21 protein-coding genes are annotated in these 19,321 nt (G+C 35.1%); 18 read left to right on the top strand and 3 right to left on the bottom strand.

What is annotated here, in order from left to right; all coding sequences use genetic code 11:
* Positions 1–62 precede the first annotated feature (62 nt).
* Positions 63–1,334 (top strand): phosphoribosylamine--glycine ligase, encoded by a 1,272-nt coding sequence (purD, locus tag ACR9EA_RS16540; protein ID WP_435135534.1) that lies wholly within the window; start codon positions 63–65, stop codon positions 1,332–1,334.
* Here purD and ACR9EA_RS16535 read toward each other — a convergent pair.
* A complete protein-coding gene (locus ACR9EA_RS16535; protein WP_435135532.1) occupies positions 1,329–1,556 on the bottom strand; it encodes a DUF6341 family protein in 228 nt (75 codons plus the stop codon). The two genes, purD and ACR9EA_RS16535, sit on opposite strands and share 6 nt — an antisense overlap.
* A gap of 40 nt (positions 1,557–1,596) precedes the next feature.
* Here ACR9EA_RS16535 and ACR9EA_RS16530 point away from each other — a divergent pair, with 40 nt between their 5' ends.
* Entirely contained in the window at positions 1,597–2,520 is a 924-nt protein-coding gene (locus tag ACR9EA_RS16530; protein ID WP_435135530.1) for a DUF6427 family protein, read from the top strand.
* Here the strand turns inward: ACR9EA_RS16530 and upp are convergent.
* Positions 2,509–3,162, bottom strand: a complete 654-nt coding sequence (gene upp / locus ACR9EA_RS16525) for a uracil phosphoribosyltransferase (RefSeq protein ID WP_435135528.1) — start codon at positions 3,160–3,162, stop codon at positions 2,509–2,511. The two genes, ACR9EA_RS16530 and upp, sit on opposite strands and share 12 nt — an antisense overlap.
* Before the next feature lie 68 nt (positions 3,163–3,230).
* Between upp and ACR9EA_RS16520 the strand changes: the two genes are divergently transcribed.
* Together ACR9EA_RS16520 and ACR9EA_RS16515 are read left to right on the top strand one after the other, a co-directional pair.
* Positions 3,231–3,839 carry a DUF4254 domain-containing protein gene (locus tag ACR9EA_RS16520; protein WP_435135526.1) on the top strand — a complete coding sequence of 203 codons (609 nt, stop codon included), beginning with the start codon at positions 3,231–3,233 and terminating at the stop codon, positions 3,837–3,839.
* 17 nt (positions 3,840–3,856) lie between these two features.
* On the top strand, positions 3,857–4,882 hold the full coding sequence (locus ACR9EA_RS16515) for a glycosyltransferase family 9 protein (protein ID WP_435135524.1): 1,026 nt from the start codon (positions 3,857–3,859) through the stop codon (positions 4,880–4,882).
* A 49-nt stretch (positions 4,883–4,931) separates the two neighbouring features.
* Here the strand turns inward: ACR9EA_RS16515 and ACR9EA_RS16510 are convergent, their stop codons facing one another.
* On the bottom strand, positions 4,932–5,990 hold the full coding sequence (locus ACR9EA_RS16510) for a 2Fe-2S iron-sulfur cluster-binding protein (protein ID WP_435135522.1): 1,059 nt from the start codon (positions 5,988–5,990) through the stop codon (positions 4,932–4,934).
* Between the two features lie 107 nt (positions 5,991–6,097).
* On the opposite strand from ACR9EA_RS16510, the gene ACR9EA_RS16505 reads away from it, so the two are divergent.
* The 14 genes from ACR9EA_RS16505 to ACR9EA_RS16440 all read left to right on the top strand — a co-directional run bounded on the left by ACR9EA_RS16505 (position 6,098) and on the right by ACR9EA_RS16440 (position 19,321).
* On the top strand, positions 6,098–7,570 hold the full coding sequence (locus tag ACR9EA_RS16505; RefSeq protein WP_435135521.1) for a DUF5687 family protein: 1,473 nt from the start codon (positions 6,098–6,100) through the stop codon (positions 7,568–7,570).
* 18 nt (positions 7,571–7,588) lie between these two features.
* The gene (locus tag ACR9EA_RS16500) at positions 7,589–8,296 is read left to right on the top strand and encodes an ABC transporter ATP-binding protein (protein WP_435135519.1); all 708 of its coding nucleotides are present in this window, start codon (positions 7,589–7,591) and stop codon (positions 8,294–8,296) included.
* Between the two features lie 106 nt (positions 8,297–8,402).
* Entirely contained in the window at positions 8,403–10,970 is a 2,568-nt protein-coding gene (locus ACR9EA_RS16495) for a tetratricopeptide repeat protein (protein ID WP_435135517.1), read from the top strand.
* An 18-nt stretch (positions 10,971–10,988) separates the two neighbouring features.
* Positions 10,989–11,396: a bactofilin family protein gene (locus tag ACR9EA_RS16490; RefSeq protein WP_435135515.1), complete on the top strand. Its 408-nt coding sequence runs from the start codon at positions 10,989–10,991 to the stop codon at positions 11,394–11,396.
* Entirely contained in the window at positions 11,368–11,601 is a 234-nt protein-coding gene (locus ACR9EA_RS16485; protein ID WP_435135513.1) for an AtpZ/AtpI family protein, read from the top strand. The genes ACR9EA_RS16490 and ACR9EA_RS16485 overlap by 29 nt, the downstream gene beginning before the upstream one ends.
* Positions 11,594–11,965 carry a DUF6168 family protein gene (locus ACR9EA_RS16480; protein ID WP_435135511.1) on the top strand — a complete coding sequence of 124 codons (372 nt, stop codon included), beginning with the start codon at positions 11,594–11,596 and terminating at the stop codon, positions 11,963–11,965. Before ACR9EA_RS16485 ends, ACR9EA_RS16480 begins: the two co-directional genes overlap by 8 nt.
* A 135-nt stretch (positions 11,966–12,100) precedes the next feature.
* Complete coding sequence (atpB, locus tag ACR9EA_RS16475) at positions 12,101–13,225, top strand: F0F1 ATP synthase subunit A (protein WP_435135509.1); 1,125 nt, start codon at positions 12,101–12,103, stop codon at positions 13,223–13,225.
* Positions 13,226–13,262: 37 nt separating this feature from the next.
* Positions 13,263–13,451 carry an ATP synthase F0 subunit C gene (atpE, locus tag ACR9EA_RS16470; RefSeq protein WP_057782517.1) on the top strand — a complete coding sequence of 63 codons (189 nt, stop codon included), beginning with the start codon at positions 13,263–13,265 and terminating at the stop codon, positions 13,449–13,451.
* A 105-nt stretch (positions 13,452–13,556) separates the two neighbouring features.
* A complete protein-coding gene (locus ACR9EA_RS16465) occupies positions 13,557–14,057 on the top strand; it encodes a F0F1 ATP synthase subunit B (protein ID WP_435135507.1) in 501 nt (166 codons plus the stop codon).
* A 7-nt stretch (positions 14,058–14,064) separates the two neighbouring features.
* Positions 14,065–14,604: an ATP synthase F1 subunit delta gene (gene atpH, locus ACR9EA_RS16460; RefSeq protein WP_435135505.1), complete on the top strand. Its 540-nt coding sequence runs from the start codon at positions 14,065–14,067 to the stop codon at positions 14,602–14,604.
* A gap of 57 nt (positions 14,605–14,661) precedes the next feature.
* Complete coding sequence (gene atpA / locus ACR9EA_RS16455; protein WP_435135503.1) at positions 14,662–16,242, top strand: F0F1 ATP synthase subunit alpha; 1,581 nt, start codon at positions 14,662–14,664, stop codon at positions 16,240–16,242.
* 71 nt (positions 16,243–16,313) lie between these two features.
* Positions 16,314–17,177, top strand: coding sequence for an ATP synthase F1 subunit gamma (atpG, locus tag ACR9EA_RS16450; protein ID WP_435135501.1), 864 nt, complete (start codon positions 16,314–16,316; stop codon positions 17,175–17,177).
* Between the two features lie 109 nt (positions 17,178–17,286).
* The gene (locus ACR9EA_RS16445; protein WP_435135500.1) at positions 17,287–17,796 is read left to right on the top strand and encodes a hypothetical protein; all 510 of its coding nucleotides are present in this window, start codon (positions 17,287–17,289) and stop codon (positions 17,794–17,796) included.
* Positions 17,797–17,863: 67 nt separating this feature from the next.
* A complete protein-coding gene (locus ACR9EA_RS16440; protein WP_435135498.1) occupies positions 17,864–19,321 on the top strand; it encodes a lipopolysaccharide biosynthesis protein in 1,458 nt (485 codons plus the stop codon).

Genomic DNA, 19,321 nt, shown 5'->3' with positions numbered 1-19,321 from the left:
AAAAATATTCGTGAAATCGTGTCATTAGTTTTATTTTTGCGCTAAACAATTTATCGTATACCATGACAATTTTAATTCTAGGTTCTGGCGGAAGAGAGCATACTTTTGCCTGGAAAATTTCTCAAAGTCCATTATGTAACAAACTTTTTGTAGCGCCAGGAAATTCTGGAACTGCCGCTATAGCAGAAAATGTAGCTATAGGTGTTACTGATTTTGAAGCAATAAAAACCTTAGTTTTAGAACAACATATCGATATGGTGGTTGTGGGCCCAGAAGACCCGTTAGTGCAAGGTGTTCACGATTTCTTCCTGAACGATGAAGCCTTAAAACATGTATCTGTAATTGGTCCGGAAAAGGCGGCGGCAGAGCTAGAAGGAAGTAAAGAATTTGCTAAGGAATTCCTTTTCAGACATGATATTCCTACTGCAGCGTATCAAAGTTTCGATAAAACCAATGTTGAAGCAGGTTATGCGTTTTTAGAAACTTTAAATCCACCATATGTTTTAAAAGCCGATGGTTTGGCCGCAGGAAAAGGCGTATTGATTTTAAATGATTTAGAAGAAGCTAAAGCTGAATTAAAAGCCATGTTAGTCGATTCTAAATTTGGCGCAGCTAGTACCAAAGTAGTTATTGAAGAGTTTTTAGACGGTATAGAATTAAGTTGTTTTGTGCTAACCGATGGTAAAAACTATAAAATTTTACCAACAGCTAAAGATTATAAACGTATTGGCGAAGGCGATACAGGTTTAAATACCGGTGGTATGGGAGCAGTGTCTCCAGTGCCATTTGCTACCGATGAATTTTTAGAAAAGATTGAAACACGAATTGTAAAACCAACAATCGAAGGTCTACAAAAAGATAATTTACCTTACAAAGGGTTCGTATTTATTGGTTTGATAAAAGTAGGAGACGATCCGTTAGTTATTGAATATAACGTAAGAATGGGCGATCCAGAAACCGAAGTTGTTTTACCAAGACTTAAAAATGATATGGTGGAGTTGTTACAAGCTGTAGCCAATGGTACTTTAGATCAAATTGATTTAGAAATTGACCAACGTGCTGCAACCACTGTAATGACAGTTTCTGGCGGGTATCCAGAGGCTTACGAGAAAGGTAAAGAAATTACAGGTTTAGATGCTGTTGAAGGTTCTATTCCGTTTCATGCAGGAGCAGATTTAAAAGATGGAAAGGTAGTAACTACAGGCGGGCGTGTTTTAGCGATGACATCGTATGGCGAAACGTACCAAGAGGCCATAAAAAAATCTTATCAAAATATAGAAAAACTACATTTTGATAAGATGTATTATCGTAAAGATATCGGTTTCGATTTATAGATAAGAGTGTGCCGACACACTTTTGTCTTCCTCGTCGTTATCGTTATATTTTTTTAACTGAAGCATCCAGTAAACAAAAGCAACAAAACCAATAAGGATAAAAATCCAAGAAAAGGTGTTGGCTGCAAACCAGTTTTTAAGCTCTAAGGCTCTTAAAGCGTCTAAAGGGGCAAACAATACATTTACAAATAAATCCTGTATTGCATAAAAGAAATCTTTCATAGTGTAGTATATTTACGTAGCAAAAATACAAAAAGAGTTAATGATTACAAGCATTTTTAGTAAATCTAAACCAATAAACTTTTTACTTGTTTTTATAATTACACTGCTTACTTTTTTTGTGGCTCATGTTAAATATGGAAACCTACCAGTCTTAACGAGTCAGATTGTTAAGCAAATTATTGTGTTTTGCGCGTGTTTTAGCTCTATTTTAGTACTCGATTTTTTTGTTAGTAAAAATAAACTTACGCATAAAAGCAGCTACGAAATTTTGTTGTATGCATTGTTTTTGGTAGCTATTCCGCAAACCATGCTTAGCGAAAACATTGTGTTTTCTAATTTTTTTGTGTTACTGGCATTGCGACGTATTTTAAGCTTACGCTCGCATAAAGACATAAAAAAGAAGGTGTTCGATGCTGCTTTTTGGATTGCTATAGCGTCGTTGTTTTACTTTTGGTCTATCTTGTTTCTTATTTTAATTTTTGCTGCGCTCTTATTTAATTCAATCAATACTATAAAAGAATGGCTTATTCCTTTTATTGGCGTGGCAACGGTATATATTTTAGCTGTTTGTTATTCTGTATTGATGTATAACGATTTTGTTTCTGCCTTTAATGTGGTAATTTCAACCAGTTTCGATTTTAATACCTACAATTCCTTGCAATATGTTGCGGGAGTTACGCTTTTAATTTCGTTTGGTATTTGGTCTTCGGTATTTTACATTCGAAGTATACAGTCTAAACAGAAAAATTTTAAACCGGGTTATAAAGTTATTTTAATTGCGGTGTTAATTGCCTTTAGTATTATGATTGTATCTCCTAAAAAGGAAGGCGGAGAGTTTTTATTTTTGTTTGCGCCTTTGGCTATTATTATGACCAATTATTTAGAAATTATTCAAGACAAATGGTTTAAAGAGCTGTTTTTGGCCGTTTTAATTGTAGTGCCGTTTGGTTTGTTACTGTTGTAATTTTTCGCCAAAACAAAGATCCCCAGCATCGCCTAAGCCAGGTACTATATAGCCTTTAGTGTTTAACGTTTCGTCTATTGTCGCGATCCATAAATGAACGTCGGAACCAAAATGATTCTTAATATAGTTAACGCCTTCAACAGCACCTATAACACTTACTAAATGTATGGCTTTAGGTGTGCCATAAGGTTTTAAAGCTTCAAAAGTCGCTCGCATAGATTGTCCTGTGGCCAGCATGGGATCTGCCAAAATAAGCGTTTTGTTTTCTAGAGAAGGGCACGCCAAATATTCTACTTTAATTTCAAAAGCATCATTTACATGATGACGATACGCCGAAATGAAGGCATTATCGGCCATATCAAAATAATTTAATAAGCCGTTATGTAAAGGGATTCCTGCTCTTAAAATAGAACAAAGCACAATGTTGTTGTCTGGAAGTTTGGTTTCAGATTGCCCTAAAGGTGTTTTTATGGTTGTAGCGGTGTAGGATAGAGACTGACTTAATTCGTAGGCTAAAATTTCGCCTATGCGTTCTATATTTCGTCTAAATCGCATTCTGTTGGTTTGAATAGCAACATCTCTTAATTCCGAAATGTAAACGTTTATTATAGAATTTTTTTTAGATAAATTATGAATGTACATAACAGTCTTTTATGGTGTCTGGTAAAGTTAATTAATTAGAAGTATATTTGCACTTTAAAATAAAAATCATGTTTACAACTAAAGCAAACGCTATTTTTCAGGAGGTCATTACAGCGTACCATATTAAAAATACGGTAGATCAGGAATTTAAAAATCCGTATAGCGAAACCAGCGATTTATTAGCACATTTATTATACAGAAAATGTTGGATAGATACAGTGCAGTGGCATTACGAAGATATTATTCGCGATCCGCAGATTGACCCTGTGGCGGCTTTAAAGTTAAAACGACAAATAGATGCCTCTAACCAAGATAGAACAGATATGGTAGAGTATATCGATAGTTATTTTTTGAATAAGTATAAAGAGGTTACTCCAAAAGCAGATGCTACTATAAATACCGAAAGTCCAGCTTGGGGTGTAGATCGCTTATCCATTTTAGCGTTAAAAATTTATCATATGGAAGAAGAAGCAACTCGCGAAGATGCTTCCGAAGCCCATAGAAATGCTTGTCAGGCTAAATTAGATATTTTGTTAGAGCAGCGTGTAGATTTGAGTACAGCTATTGATACCTTATTAAACGATATTGAAGCTGGCGATAAATACATGAAAGTGTATAAGCAAATGAAAATGTACAATGACGACGAGTTGAACCCTGTTTTACGTTCTCAAAAATAATAAGCATTTAAAATTAAATGCCCGAAAGTCCAGAACATATATTAGTAATGCGTCTCTCTGCTATGGGAGACGTTGCTATGTCTGTACCAGTGTTACGGGCATTAACAACGCAATATCCGCGACTAAAAGTAACTGTATTAACACGGCCGTTTTTTAAACCGTTTTTTAGAGATTTAGATCGGGTTGAAGTGTTTGGTGCCGATTTAAAAAAGGAGCACAAAGGTGTTTTTGGGCTATATAAACTATCTAAAGTTTTAAAAGAAAAACGTATAGATGCTGTTGCCGACATTCATAATGTATTGCGTACAAATATTTTAAAAGCCTTTTTTTTAGGAATCCCTTTTAAACAAATTGATAAAGGAAGAAAAGCTAAAAAAGCGTTGGTTAGCGGCGAGATATTCGAACCTCTAAAAACAACACACCAACGCTATACCGATGTATTTACTGCATTGGGGTTTCCTGTTAGTTTATCTAATCCAGAGTTTCCTAAACCAGTAAATTTATCGGAGAAATTACAAAACCTAACAGGCGATCACCAAAGTAAATGGATTGGTATTGCGCCTTTTGCAGCTCATGAAGCTAAAATGTATCCGTTAGAGAGTATGAAAAGCGTTATCGCAGAATTGTCTAAAACTTATAAAATTTTTCTGTTTGGAGGAGGTGCTAAGGAGATTGAGGTATTAAACCAAATTCAGAATGCTTTTAGTAACGTTGTAAATCTAGCAGGACAATTAAATTTAGATGAAGAATTAGATGTTATTTCTAATTTAGATGTGATGGTATCTATGGATTCTGGTAATGGGCACATGGCGGCTATGTTGGGCAAAAAAGTTATAACCATTTGGGGTGTTACACATCCGTATGCTGGGTTTGCACCATTTCATCAGCCAGACACTTATGCTTTAACCGCCAATAGGGAGCAATATCCTAAAATACCAACGTCTATTTACGGAAACACTTTTCCTGATGGTTATGAAAATGCTGCAGGTAGCATTGTTCCAGAAATAATAATAGAAAAAATAAAATCCGTTATTCAAGATTAGAAATAACGGATTTTTTATTTTATAGCAAAGCGATTAAAATCGTTGCTTTTTAAACATCGTCGTAGTCTACCACTATGGTTGGCGTGGTAGGGTGTGCTTGGCAGGTTAAAATTAAACCTTCGGCAAGTTCGCTATCGGTTAAAATATTGTTTTGTCTCATGGTTGCAGCACCTTCGGTAACTCTGGCTATACAACTGCTGCAAATACCACCTTGGCAAGAATAGGGAGCATCTACTTTTTTTGCAATGGCGGCATCTAAAATAGATTGTTTTTGAGACATAACGAATTCGGTTTCTTCGTCGTCTACGATAATTTTTATGTTTGTAGAGCCGTCGTTGGCAACAGGAGCTTCAGTTGGCGCATCGTTGCTTACAGGCGTTGTAAACAATTCAAATAAAATATCTTTTTCGTCAACACCAAAATCTTTTAAAACATCGCTTGTTGTTGTAATCATGCCTTCTGGCCCGCACAAATAGAAGGTGTCTATTTTTTTGTGTTTGTAGGTGTTTTTTAGAAGGAAATTAACAGTGCTTTTTTCAATTCTACCAAAAAGTGCATTGGCTTCTTCTGCCTGACTAAAAATAAATTGCAGTGCAAAACGATCGCTATATTGTTGATGAAGTTCTACCAATTCGTTAAAAAATATGGTGTCTTTTGGGGTTTTATTGCCGTAAATTAATATAAACTCGCTCTGCGGTTCTTCTTCTAAAACCGTTTTTGCTATACTCATAATTGGGGTAATACCACTTCCTGCGGCAAAAGCAGCGATAACACGTTTTTTGTTAGTGTCGGGGATAAATGTAAATCTACCATTCGGTTCGGCTACTTCTATAATGTCTCCAACTTTAAGTGTGGTGTTGGCGTATTGCGAAAACAAACCATCTTCTACGGCTTTAACAGCTACTTTTAACGTTTTGCTTGTAGGAGAGGTGCAAAGCGAATAATCGCGACGTACTTCCTGCCCGTTAATTTGTGTTTTTAAAGTAATGTACTGTCCGGCGGTAAAGCTGAAAGTAGATTGTAGTGCTGCGGGCACATTAAAAGTAATGGTTACTGCAGCGGCTGTTTCTTTATGTATGTTTTGTATTGCAAGTTTATGAAATGCCATTCTTAATATTTTTTGCAAAAGTAAGAAACATCCTTTTGAAAAGACTTTTGATTGTAACAAAAAGTGTGTTAATATTACTTATTATTAGTTAGTAACAGCCAATTAGCATGATAAAACACTTTTTAACTCTAGAATGGAAGCAATTTTTAAGATCGTCGTATTTTAAAAAAGGGATTTTTATAAAAATTATTCTAGCATTATTCGTGCTGTATTTTTCAGCAATTGCTGTGGGCTTAGGTGTGGGTGTATTTTATATTATTAAAAAGAGTATGCCGGAATCCGATCCGCTGCAAGTTGTTTGCGGCTATTTGGTGTTTTGGTTTCTTTTCGATTTGGTTTTTCGGTTTTTTATGCAGCAATTACCAGTGGTTAATGTTAAACCCTTTATGGTTTTACCTGTTAAAAGACCTGTTGTTATTCATTTTTTATTAGGTAAAACAGTGTTTTCGTTTTTCAATATTTTGCCTTTGCTTGCCTTTGTACCGTTTGGTATTGTATTAATGGCAAATGGCTACTCTAGCGCACACGTATTGTTTTGGCTTACGAGTTTGTTTTTTATAACACTTACCGTGAATTTTATCAACTTTTTAGTTAATAAAAATGACGTTATTTTTTATGTGGTTCTGGGTGTATTGGCAATATTGGGGGGCTTAGAATTTTTTAATGTGTTTAAAATTTCTGTACCCATTGGTAAATTGTTTTATGCATTATACAACCACTCTATATTGGTTTTGTTACCCATGTTAAGTTGTGTGTTGTTGTATGTGTTAAATTATAAGCAGGTACGTTCAGGGTTTTATTTAGACGATGCCGTTTCTAAAAAAATTAAAGCTGCTCGTTCTACCGATTTATCCTGGTTAGATAGGTTTGGAGCAATAGCACCTTTTATAAAAAACGATATTAAATTAATTCTTCGTAATGCCAGAGCCAAGCAAGTGCTTATGGTATCGGTAATGTTTTTGTTTTATGGTATTATTTTCTTTGGTAATGAAAGATATCAGGAAATGCCAGTAATTTTGGCTTTTGCTTCTATGTTTATTACTGGTGGGTTTTTAATTTCTTTTGGCCAATTTATTCCGTCTTGGGACAGCGAATATTACAAGCTGCTTATGAGCCAAAATATTAAGTACCGAACCTATTTGGAGTCTAAATGGTATTTGCTGGCTATTGTAGTGGTGATTTCGTTTATTTTAAGCACGCCGTATTTGTATTTTGGTTGGAAAACCTATGGTATGGTAGCTGCTGGAGCTTTGTTTAATATTGGGCTAAATTCTGTTATTACTTTGTTTGGAGGAGCTTTAAATCGAGTGCCAGTAGAACTGAATGTGAAAGCTAAGGCTTTTAGTAATATGCAGAGCTTCAATATAACCCAAATGCTTATCTCGCTTCCTAAATTTTTGCTTCCTATGTTAATTTTCTACATTCCTTATAAGATTTTTAATTTCGAAATAGGCATCTTGGCACTGGGGTTAAGTGGAGTTTTAGGAATAATTTTCAAGTCGTTTTTTATTAATCAACTCGAAAAAGTATATCAAAAAGGAAAATATAAAACCATTAAGGCTTTTGCCGAGAAACAATAATTTAAACCTATTTTAATTATGATTATTACTACACAGCTTACCAAAACCTACAATGGCACTACAGTATTAAATATTCCGCATCTAGAAATTCCAAAAGGGCAGAGCTTTGGTCTTGTAGGTAATAATGGCGCAGGAAAAACCACGTATTTTAGTTTGTTGCTGGATTTAATACAGCCCACAACAGGTAGTATCGAAAATAACAATATAGCTGTACACACCAGCGAGGCTTGGAAACCTCATACTTCGGCATTTATAGACGAAAGTTTTTTAATAGGTTATTTAACTGCCGAAGAATACTTTTATTTTATTGGCGAGTTGCGCAACCAGTCTAAAGCCGATGTCGATGCTTTAGTAGCCCAGTTTGAAGATTTTTTTCATGGCGAGATTTTAAATCAGAAAAAATATTTAAGAGATTTAAGTAAAGGAAACCAAAAAAAAGCAGGTATAGTTGCTGCGCTTATTGGCCATCCAGAGGTCATTATTTTAGACGAACCTTTCGCAAACCTCGATCCTAGTACGCAAATACAATTAAAAAGCATCATTAAAGAATTGGCACAGCAAAAAGGCATTACCGTTTTAGTTTCTAGTCACGATTTAATGCATGTTACCGATGTTTGCGAACGTATTGTTGTGCTAGAAAAAGGCGAGGTTATAAACGACATTGTCACTAGCCAAGAAACACTTAAAGAGTTAGAAGCCTATTTTTCGCGGGCTTCGGCAGTTTAAAAGTCATTCTATTTTTTTAGGTTAATCGAAAAAGATGCTTATTTTTACGCCTTTGCATAATAATAGCAAGAGTTTATAGTTATTTATTTGATTAAATATACCAACGTTGAAAACATCTTTTAAGGTTATTTTTATTGCATTTATTTCTGCCCTAGTGCTTGTAAATTGTTCTAGAAAAAAGGACAAATTTATAAGTAGAAATTTTCATGCAATGGCCACAGAATACAATACACTTTATAATGGCTACATTGCTTTAGAAGAAGGCCGTTCCAGTCTTAACGATGGGTATAAAGATAATTTTTGGCACATTTTACCTGTAGAGCGCCTAGAGGTTTCAGATGATTTAATACTTCCTGGCGAATCTAAAAACGAAAGCTTTTCCCGTGCCGAGGAAAAGGCCGTAAAAGCCATCCAAAAGCACTCTATGAATATAGATGGCAAAGAAAAAAATCCACAAATAGATGAAGCTTATTTGCTGTTGGGGCAAGCCCGTTATTTCGATCAAAGATTTATTCCGGCCTTAGAAGCGTTTAATTATATACTTTACAAGTATGCCTTAAGCGATAAAATAAACGAAGCTCGGGTGTGGCGTGAAAAAACAAATATGCGTTTAGATAATAACGAGCTGGCCATAAAAAACTTAAAACGTTTGTTGCGATTAGAAAATCTCGAAGATCAAGAACTCGCCGATGCGACTTCTACTCTGGCTCAAGCCTATGTTAATACTAAATCTTTAGACAGCGCAATAACTCAATTAGAAATTGCTGCTAACGCCACACAAAAGAATAACGAGCGCGGGCGTTATTTATTTATAAAAGGACAATTGTATAACGCTTTAGGTGAAAAAGACAGTGCCAATTTAACCTTCGATCGGGTTATCGAAATGCATCGTAAAATACCAAGACCTTATTACATTGGCGCGTATGTAGAAAAAGCCGAAAATTTCGATTACGAAAACGGAGACAAATTACTCTTTGCCGAAACGTTACACGATTTAGAAAAGAATCGCGAAAACCGTCCGTATTTAGCTCGTATTTACCACCAAATTGGCGAATATTATTTAACTAATAATATGGATTCTTTAGGGCTGGCGTATTACAATCTTTCGCTTCAGTCTAGAAGAGATGACAAGGAATTGAATGCGAGAAACTACAATGTACTAGGCGATTATTATTTTGATGCAGCCGAGTATAAAACCGCTGGTGCCTATTACGACAGTACCTTAACAAACTTAGAGTTAAATTCTAAACCTTATCGCACTATAAAACGCGAACGCGATAATCTAGTAGATGTTATTTTGTATGAAGATATTGCAACTGTAAACGATAGTATTCTGAATTTAGTAGCCATGAACGATGAAGAGCGTTTAATGTATTTTGAAGAATACACAGGTGCATTAAAAGTTAAAGCCGAAGCAGAGCAGGCGCGTTTAGAAGAAGAAGCTAGAACAAAAGAAATGCTGAGTTCTAATAACGGTTTTAATGTGAATACCCAAAATAGTGCGTTTCAAAATAGAAGTGATGCTAAAAATGCATCTGCTTTTTATTTTTACAATTCGACAGCCGCTTCGTATGGTAAAAACGAGTTTAGAAAAATTTGGGGTAACAGAAAAAATGAAGATAACTGGCGCTGGTCTAATATGAATGCCCCTGTTGCCAATACCGCTATTACAGGTACAGGAGTTGCAGCTTTAGATTTAGATGCCGACATTTATCAGCCGCAATTTTATATCGATCAAATTCCTTCCGAAACACAAGTTATAGATAGTATCGCAAAAGAGCGCAACTACGCTTATTATCAATTAGGTGTAATATATAAAGAGAAATTTAGCGATTATAACCGTTCTAAAACGAAGTTAAATACGTTGCTTAGCAATAACCCAGAAGAGCGTCTTATAGTGCCTGCAAAATACAATTTGTATAAAGATTACGAGCTGCTAGGTCAAACAGGCGAAGCCAATATTGTTAAAAACGACATTATTACCAATTACCCAGAGTCGCGTTATGCAGAAATTTTACGCAATCCAGATGCAGCAGTTGCGGCAGATTTAAATAGTCCAGAAGCTGTGTACAAATCGGTGTATGCAAAATTTGAAGCTCAAAACTATCAGGAGGTTATACGGTTATGCGATGACCAGATGCGTAATTTTGAAGGCGATAATATAGTCGCTAAGTTCGATTTGTTAAAAGCAACAGCTATAGGTCGTCTTTATGGTTACGAAGCTTATGCTAAAGCGGTAAACGATGTAGCCTTAACCTATGCCAATCTTCCAGAGGGGCAAAGGGCCGAAGAATTAACGCGAAATGTAATTCCTAGTTTAGAGTTTACTGAGTTTTTAGAAGATGACTTAGGGACTAGTTTTAAGGTGGTGTATCAGTTTGAAGATGCTAGCGATAAAGATATTGATGCCTTCGTAGAGCAATTACAAACACAGCTAAAAAAGATAGAGCATTATTACGATCTTAAAACATCTAAAGATGTGTATACGCCTAAAATAACTTTTGTTATCGTTCACGGTTTCACTAATTTAGTGGTTGCCGAAGGCTTTAAAGACTTATTTAAAAAGAACGATAAAAATAGAATAACTAAACCGTATTTTGTAATTTCGTCTCAGAATTATCAAACGGTTCAAATACATAAAAATTTAGAGTCGTATTTAAATCTATCAAAATAACCCCAAATAACCTATATCATGTTCAACGAAAGTAAAAAAGACAAGCATAACGCTTTAGAATCTACACAAAACCAAAATTTAATTGCACAAGGAACAACCTTTGTTGGCGATGTTACCAGTGAAGGCGGTTTTAGAATTGATGGTACCATAGAAGGTAATTTAAAAACACCAGGTAAAGTCGTGGTAGGAAAAACTGGACTTATAAAAGGAACTTTAGAAGGCACAGATGCTTATTTTGAAGGGCGTTTTTCTGGTAAACTTCAATTGTCGGGAACCTTAACTTTAAAGGCGTCTGCACATATTGAAGGCGATGTCGTTGTTGGTAAACTCGCTGTAGAGCCAGGAGCAACCTTCGATGTAACTTGTGTTATGAAGAGTGCTGTAAAATCTATTGCCAATGAAAGAAAAGCCGAAAAAACCGCTTAATAAGTACGTTAGGTTTACTTCTATAGCGCTCCAAATGGGACTGACCATTTATTTGGGAAGTCTGTTAGGGGCATGGCTAGATCAGAAATTCGGAAACACAAACCAGTTATATTATAAAATAGTAACATTACTAGCTGTTTTTATGGCCATGTATTCTGTTATTAGGCAAGTATTGAATATTACCAACAAGGGTTCAGATGATTAAAAGACTACTAATTTTTACACTTTGCATAGCTTTACTTTTTGTTTTGGCATTAAGCATTCATAGCTATTTTGTGCCAGAAACTATGGCTTATAAATTATGGCAAGTGTATCTTTTTCATTTTATAGCAACCACTATAGTTTATGCCAGCATGGAGGCTATGTCTACTTTTTTACCTACCCAAGCAGGTTATGCCTATTTGTTTTTAATGCTTATAAAAATTGGAATCTTTGTACTGATTTTTAAAAATTCGGTATTAGAGAAAGAAGCCTTATCGGTAGCAGAGCGTTTTGGCCTAGTTGTACCTTTATTCTTGTTTTTATTGGTCGAAGCTATAGGCGTTGCAAAGTTGCTTAACAACAAATAGTTAAAGATTATTGTAGGCTAAATTGTAAAATCTTCAACAGAATTAAAACTAAGTAAAAAAAGGGTTTGGGTTTTTAAATTATTGTGTACATTTGCACAAAATTTTAGAGAGCGTAATTTCATTACTTAGAAAAATATGATGGTAGCACAAAAACCTATCAAGTTTATTGCAGTTTTAGTTTTATTCATGACCTCGGTTTTAACCTTTGCAAATGGAGGACAGCATGAAGGCGAAACACATGAGAAAGGGAATAAGATAGATACTCCCGAAGAAATTAAAGCATATATTGCGCACCACTTAAAAGATTCGCACGACTTTCACTTATACACCAATAACGAAACAGGTGTGCATTACGGGTTTCCGTTACCGGTAATTGTTTGGACTAGCGGCGGATTAAAAACATTTATGTCTTCAGAATTTCATCACGACGATGCTGGTCATGTTATTGTTGAAAAAGGTGATGTAAACCTAACAAAAATTCACGGTAAAATATACGAATTAAATGCAGGCGCAGAAACTGTGGCTTTTGATGATCATCATCACGCTACAAACGCTCATAAAGTTTTAGATTTCTCTATTACTAAAAGTGTAGTGGGGATGTTAGTAGCTGGTCTGTTAATGATTTTTGGATTTGGAGCTTTAGCTAAAGGCTATAAAAAAGGAGCGATTCCAACAGGAGTTGGTCGTGCTTTAGAGCCATTGGTAATTTATGTGCGCGACGAAATTGCACGTCCAAATATTGGAGAGAAAAAATACAGAAAGTTTATGGGGTTCTTGTTAACCGTGTTTTTCTTTATCTGGATTTTAAATTTATTAGGTTTAACCCCACTAGGGTTTAACGTAACAGGACAAATTGCAGTAACGGCCTGTTTAGCTATTTTTACTATGGTTATTTATTTGTTTAGCGGTAGTAAAGACTTCTGGGCACATACTTTATGGATGCCTGGTGTGCCATACATCCTGCGTCCTATTTTGGCAGTAATTGAGTTAATTGGTTTTGTGTTAATTAAACCGTTCTCGTTACTTGTTCGTTTATTTGCAAACATGACGGCAGGACACTTTGTGGTAATGAGTTTAATTGCCTTGGTGATTTTAATGAAAGAAGCTTTTGGTCCAGTAGCATCTACTGGAGTGTCTTTAGTGTTAGCATTATTTATTACGGTTATCGAAGTATTGGTAGCCTTTTTACAAGCGTTTATTTTTACGATGTTATCATCGTTATTTATAGGAATGGCTGTTGAAGAACACGACCATCATTAATAAGAATTTGTTTAATTAATATTTAAAATCAATTAGTATGTACAATTTAATTGGAGCAGGATTAATCGTAATCGGAGCTGGATTAGGTTTAGGTAAAATTGGTGGTAGCGCTATGGAAGCTATCGCTCGTCAGCCAGAAGCTGCTGGAAAAATCCAAACAGCAATGATTATCATCGGAGCTTTATTAGAAGGTTTAGCTTTCGGTGCGTTAATCTTAGGAAAATAATTCCTAAAAAAACAAAGCAAGAACAGTATTCTGCAACGGTTGGTTGCAGAAGCTGTTTTTAAAAAATTAAACAAAACAAAAATAACACTTATTATATAGTTACATATGGATCAGTTATTAAATGATTTTTCGCCAGGATTGTTTTTTATGCAAGCCATCATCTTATTAATCTTAATTGTATTATTAGGAAAATTTGCATGGAAACCTATTTTAGATGCTTTGCAAACCCGTGAAGATGGTATTAAAGATGCTATAGAATCGGCAGAAAAAGCACGTTTAGAAATGGAAAACCTGCAAGCCGATAATAAGAAATTATTAAACGAAGCTAGAGCAGAACGCGAAACAATGCTTAAAGAGGCTCGCGAGATGAAAGACAAAATGATAGAGGATGCTAAATCTGAAGCAGAAAATCAAGCAAACACTATTATTGCACAAGCTAAGGCAACTATAGAGAGCGAAAAGAAATCTGCTATGGCAGAATTAAAAAATCACGTAGCAGGACTATCTATAGAAATAGCAGAAAAAGTAGTACGCGAAGAATTATCTAGTAAAGATAAACAATTACAATTGGTAGACGCTTTAATAGGCGAAGCCACTTTAAATTAAAAGTATAATGTCAGGAACAAGAGCAGCAATACGTTACGCAAAGGCAGTATTAGAGTTAGCTAATAGCCAAAACACTGCAGAAGCAGTGCATCAGGATATGGCCTTAATTGCTAATATTATTGCAGAAAGTAAAGACTTAAGCGAAATGCTTGAAAGTCCTGTAATTAGTTTAGCAGTTAAAAAATCGGCTGTATTATCTGTTTTTAATGCACTAAACAGTGTAAGTGTAAATCTAATCGATGTGTTGGCAGAAAATAAAAGACTATCGATTTTAGAGCACGTTGCTAACAAATACAATCAATTATACGACGAGTTAAAAGGCACAAAAGTAGCAACAGTAACTACTGCAGTAGCCTTAACAAACGAGTTAGAAGCTAAAGTTTTATCAAAAATAAAAGAATTAACAGGAGGTAACGATATAGCTCTTCAAAATGTAATTGATGAAACGATTATAGGAGGCTTCATTTTACGAGTTGGCGATTTACAGTACGATGCAAGTATTGCCAACAAACTAAATAAATTAAAACAAGAATTTACATTAAATTAATTTTATAAATTTTTTAAACAAGCCAACGGTTTCGTTTAAAGCTTATAACTAAATAAAATGGCAGAAGTAAAACCAGCTGAAGTAACAGCAATCTTAAAACAACAACTACAAGGTTTTGAAGCAGGTGCTTCATTAAATGAAGTAGGAACAGTATTAACTGTAGGAGATGGTATTGCACGTGTTTACGGATTAACTAATGCACAATATGGTGAGTTAGTTGATTTTGGAAACGGTCTTGAAGGTATTGTATTAAACCTTGAAGAAGATAACGTAGGGGTTGTATTATTAGGGCCTTCTCAAAAAGTAAAAGAAGGAACAACCGTAAAACGTACCGAGCGTATCGCATCTATTAAAGTAGGTGAAGAAATGGTTGGCCGTGTTGTTGATACATTAGGTAACCCAATAGATGGTAAAGGCCCTATTGGTGGTAAACTTTACGAAATGCCTTTAGAGCGTAAAGCGCCTGGAGTTATTTTTCGTGAGCCTGTAACCGAGCCATTACAAACAGGTATTAAGTCTATCGACGCAATGATTCCTGTAGGTCGTGGACAACGTGAGTTGGTTATTGGTGACCGTCAGACTGGTAAAACAACAGTTTGTATAGATACCATTTTAAATCAGAAAGAATTTTACGATGCAGGCCAGCCTGTATTCTGTATCTATGTTGCTGTAGGTCAAAAAGCCTCTACAGTAGCAAATATTGCTAAAACTTTAGAAGAAAAAGGCGCTTTAGCTTATACTGTTATTGTAGCAGCTAATGCATCAGATCCTGCTCCAATGCAAGTTTATGCGCCATTCGCTGGTGCTGCAATTGGTGAGTATTTTAGAGACACTGGTCGTCCTGCTTTAATTATTTATGACGATTTATCTAAACAAGCGGTAGCTTATCGTGAGGTGTCTTTATTATTACGTCGTCCACCAGGACGTGAAGCGTATCCTGGAGACGTTTTCTACTTACACTCTCGTTTATTAGAGCGTGCTGCAAAAATCATTAACGACGATGATATTGCTAAAGACATGAACGATTTACCAGATACTTTAAAACCTATTGTAAAAGGTGGTGGTTCGTTAACAGCTTTACCAATTATCGAAACGCAAGCAGGAGACGTATCGGCATATATTCCAACAAACGTAATTTCGATTACAGACGGACAGATTTTCTTAGATGGTGATTTATTTAACTCTGGTGTGCGTCCTGCAATTAACGTAGGTATTTCGGTATCTCGTGTAGGTGGTAACGCTCAGATTAAATCTATGAAAAAAGTATCTGGTACTTTAAAATTGGATCAAGCACAGTTCCGTGAATTAGAAGCGTTTGCGAAATTTGGTTCAGACTTAGATGCTGTTACTTTAAACGTAATCGAAAAAGGAAAGCGTAACGTAGAGATCTTAAAGCAAGCTCAAAACGATCCGTTTACTGTAGAAGATCAGGTAGCAATTATTTATGCTGGTTCTAAAAACTTATTAAAAGATGTTCCTGTAGATAAAGTTAAGGAGTTCGAACGCGATTTCTTAGAATTCTTAAAAGCGAAACATGCAGACGCTTTAAGCACTTTAAAAGCTGGAAAATTAACCGATGAGGTAACAGATACCCTAGCAAACGCTGCTAAAGAAATATCTGCAAAATATAAAGCATAACTAGATTTTAGTATTGAGTAGTGAGATATTATATATCTAACTACTGAATACTCAATACTAATGACTAAACTATGGCAAATTTAAAAGAAATACGTAACAGAATTACATCGGTATCTTCAACCATGCAGATTACCAGTGCCATGAAAATGGTATCTGCTGCAAAGTTAAAGAAGGCACAAGATGCAATTACTGAAATGCGTCCATATTCCGATAAACTTACACAACTTTTACAAAGTTTAAGTGCAAGTTTAGATGCAGAGTCTGCAAGTAAGTTTTCAGAGCAAAGAGCCGTTAATAAAGTGCTACTAGTTGCTGTAACGTCTAACAGAGGTTTGTGTGGTGCGTTTAACTCTAATATTATTAAGGAAGTTAATAGATTAAGTACCGAAAAATACGCTGGTAAAGACGTTTACTATTTAGCTGTTGGTAAAAAAGCGAACGATGCTTTTAAAAAAACCAATAAGGTAATCGCTAATAAATCTGACTTATTTGATAATTTAACTTTCGAAAATGTTGCCGAAATAGCTCAAACCTTAATGACGCAATTTGTAGAAGGTGAGTTCGATAAAATCGAGGTAGTGTATAATCAGTTTAAAAATGCCGCTACTCAAGTAGTTACTGCTGAGCAATTTTTACCTATTCTACCAATAGAAAGCGATGAAAAAGCGACTAATGTAGATTATATTTTCGAGCCTTCTAAAGAAGAAATTATCGAGCAATTAATACCTAAATCGCTAAAAATGCAATTGTATAAGGGCATACGCGACTCTTTTGCAAGCGAACATGGTGCACGTATGACGGCTATGCATAAAGCTACCGATAATGCCAAAGAGTTAAGAGACCAGTTAAAATTAACGTATAATAAAGCGAGACAAGCTGCTATTACTAACGAAATTTTAGAAATCGTTGGTGGTGCCGAAGCTTTAAATAATTAATAATTACACGGTTTAAATTATATAAAGCCCCACGTTTGTGGGGCTTTTCTTTTTTAGGAGTGTTTTTATCTTACCTTTTCTTATCTTTAAATACTAATCTCGTTATTGTATGTTTGTTTTAAGATATATTATGCCTCGGTTTTTGTGCTGTCTTTTTGTGGTTGTACTCTCGCAATGTTCGTCTGCTCAAAAGCTTCAAAACCAATCGCCCGTAGCTATAGAGGAGATTTATTACCAACAATGGGTATCTGGAGTGTCTGGCGGTGGTTCTGGACTTAATATTTTTGTAGTGCTTCAATCCGAGCGCCCTAAAACCATCGCTTTTGATAGTATTTATTTCAGAAATTATCAATTGAAATTAGAGCCAGATACACATCATATTAATAGTTATGTAGCTAGATATTTAAAGTCTTCTAATACTCCCAAAACCTTAAATCAAAATTCCAATACTATTGAAGATGATTTAGCAAAGAGTACAGTGAATGTGAATCCTTTTCATCTGGAATCTCACGAATGTGTAATCCGTTATATCTCTAACGAGGAGCCTCTATATTTTAAGTACGATAAATTATATGCTAAAGAAACTCCATTTGCGCCAAGCGCCCCCAGAAAACAGTAATAAATAGTAGATTACTTTTAAAGTTCTCTTGATTTCTATATTTTTAGCCTCCTAGAGTTTTAATACATTGAGCACCTTACAACGTCTTTTTAAACAAACTTTTGTTTATGGTTTGGCTACGGTTTTACCAAGAATGCTAAACTTTATTTTAATACCCTTGTATACAACGCCAGGAGTGTTAACATCTGTTGCAGAGTATGGTAAGGTGAGTGTTATTTTTGCTTGGTTTGTTATTTTCAATGTCATACTTGCTTATGGTATGGAAACGGCTTTTTTTAGGTTTTTTAATAAAGAGGAAGATAAAGATCAGGTTGTTGGCACATCTGCAATATCGTTAGGAATATCTTCATTTGCCTTTTTCGGTTTGGCGTTACTTTTTCAAAATCAGATTGCGCATATCACCGAAATAAAAGTAGAATACATTAAACTTGTTATTTGGATTTTACTTTTAGATGCCTTAGTAATTTTACCCTTTGCCTGGTTGCGCGCCAACGAAAAGTCGATGACCTACGCTATCATTAAAATTGTAAATGTAGTTATAAACCTAAGTTTAAATTTATGTTTTCTGTTGTGGTTACCAAAACTCACCGATTATGCATTTGCTGAGCGCTTATACAAACCAGATTATCAAATCAACTACATTTTTATATCCAATCTAGTGGCCAGTGCGGTTACTTTAATGTTATTGTTAAGTTTTTATACAAAATTAAAATTCAGGTTTAACAGTAAGTTATGGCAAAACATGTTGCGTTATGCCTTCCCAGTTTTAATTGCAGGAATAGCCTTCTCTGTAAACGAAACTTTCGACCGAATACTGTTAAGTAAATTACTGCCAGAAACTATTGCCGATACCCAAATAGGAATGTATTCTGCATGTTATAAATTGGCCTTGTTTATGACGCTTTTTGCAACCGCGTACAGGTTAGGGATAGAGCCTTTCTTTTTCAGTCATGCTAATACCGAAAACCCTCAAAAAAACTACGCTAGAATATTAGAGTTTTTTGTAGTGGTTGGTAGCTTTATTATGTTGGCAGTTGTGGTATTTGCAGATCTTTTAAAGGTGATAGTGATTCGTGATAATGCTTATTGGGAAGCTATGGGCATAGTGCCTATTATTTTACTGGCTTATTTGTTTTTAGGCATGTATCATAATTTATCGGTGTGGTATAAAATCACGGACCGTACTAAATTTGGTGCCTACATTTCTATTTTTGGAGCTGTGATAACCTTAGCATTAAACTTTTGGTTAATTCCTATTATCAGTTATAAAGGTTCTGCAATAGCAACTTTGGCAGCTTACGGAAGTATGGTCGCATTATCGTATTATTTTGGAAGAGTATATTATCCTATTCCGTATAATCTAAAAAAAATCTGTGCCTATATTTTGGTTTCTGTTGTGTTTTCCGCAATTTCATTTTATGGCTTCAGAGAAAATTATGTGGTTGGCATAGCTTTATTGTTGCTATTCCTAGCTATTATGTATAAGTTTGAAAAACAAACCATATTAAACGTATTAAAGCGATAA

The sequence above is a fragment of the Formosa sp. A9 genome (assembly GCF_051200825.1).
Lineage (GTDB): Bacteria > Bacteroidota > Bacteroidia > Flavobacteriales > Flavobacteriaceae > Formosa.
Note: the sequence above shows the minus strand (reverse complement) of the source record. Positions and strands in the feature narration are given on the sequence as shown.

Excerpts from the sequence above, each read along its gene's own strand:
- ACR9EA_RS16500 (WP_435135519.1), top strand. The coding sequence starts at position 7,589 with ATGATTATTACTACACAGCTTACCAAAACCTACAATGGCACTACAGTA.
- ACR9EA_RS16530 (WP_435135530.1), top strand. The coding sequence starts at position 1,597 with ATGATTACAAGCATTTTTAGTAAATCTAAACCAATAAACTTTTTACTT.
- ACR9EA_RS16515 (WP_435135524.1), top strand. The coding sequence starts at position 3,857 with ATGCCCGAAAGTCCAGAACATATATTAGTAATGCGTCTCTCTGCTATG.
- ACR9EA_RS16510 (WP_435135522.1), bottom strand. The coding sequence starts at position 5,990 with ATGGCATTTCATAAACTTGCAATACAAAACATACATAAAGAAACAGCC.
- ACR9EA_RS16490 (WP_435135515.1), top strand. The coding sequence starts at position 10,989 with ATGTTCAACGAAAGTAAAAAAGACAAGCATAACGCTTTAGAATCTACA.
- ACR9EA_RS16485 (WP_435135513.1), top strand. The coding sequence starts at position 11,368 with ATGAAAGAAAAGCCGAAAAAACCGCTTAATAAGTACGTTAGGTTTACT.
- purD (WP_435135534.1), top strand. The coding sequence starts at position 63 with ATGACAATTTTAATTCTAGGTTCTGGCGGAAGAGAGCATACTTTTGCC.
- ACR9EA_RS16465 (WP_435135507.1), top strand. The coding sequence starts at position 13,557 with ATGGATCAGTTATTAAATGATTTTTCGCCAGGATTGTTTTTTATGCAA.
- ACR9EA_RS16505 (WP_435135521.1), top strand. The coding sequence starts at position 6,098 with ATGATAAAACACTTTTTAACTCTAGAATGGAAGCAATTTTTAAGATCG.
- ACR9EA_RS16480 (WP_435135511.1), top strand. The coding sequence starts at position 11,594 with ATGATTAAAAGACTACTAATTTTTACACTTTGCATAGCTTTACTTTTT.
- ACR9EA_RS16535 (WP_435135532.1), bottom strand. The coding sequence starts at position 1,556 with ATGAAAGATTTCTTTTATGCAATACAGGATTTATTTGTAAATGTATTG.
- atpB (WP_435135509.1), top strand. The coding sequence starts at position 12,101 with ATGATGGTAGCACAAAAACCTATCAAGTTTATTGCAGTTTTAGTTTTA.
- ACR9EA_RS16445 (WP_435135500.1), top strand. The coding sequence starts at position 17,287 with ATGTTTGTTTTAAGATATATTATGCCTCGGTTTTTGTGCTGTCTTTTT.
- ACR9EA_RS16520 (WP_435135526.1), top strand. The coding sequence starts at position 3,231 with ATGTTTACAACTAAAGCAAACGCTATTTTTCAGGAGGTCATTACAGCG.
- atpG (WP_435135501.1), top strand. The coding sequence starts at position 16,314 with ATGGCAAATTTAAAAGAAATACGTAACAGAATTACATCGGTATCTTCA.
- atpE (WP_057782517.1), top strand. The coding sequence starts at position 13,263 with ATGTACAATTTAATTGGAGCAGGATTAATCGTAATCGGAGCTGGATTA.
- atpA (WP_435135503.1), top strand. The coding sequence starts at position 14,662 with ATGGCAGAAGTAAAACCAGCTGAAGTAACAGCAATCTTAAAACAACAA.
- atpH (WP_435135505.1), top strand. The coding sequence starts at position 14,065 with ATGTCAGGAACAAGAGCAGCAATACGTTACGCAAAGGCAGTATTAGAG.
- upp (WP_435135528.1), bottom strand. The coding sequence starts at position 3,162 with ATGTACATTCATAATTTATCTAAAAAAAATTCTATAATAAACGTTTAC.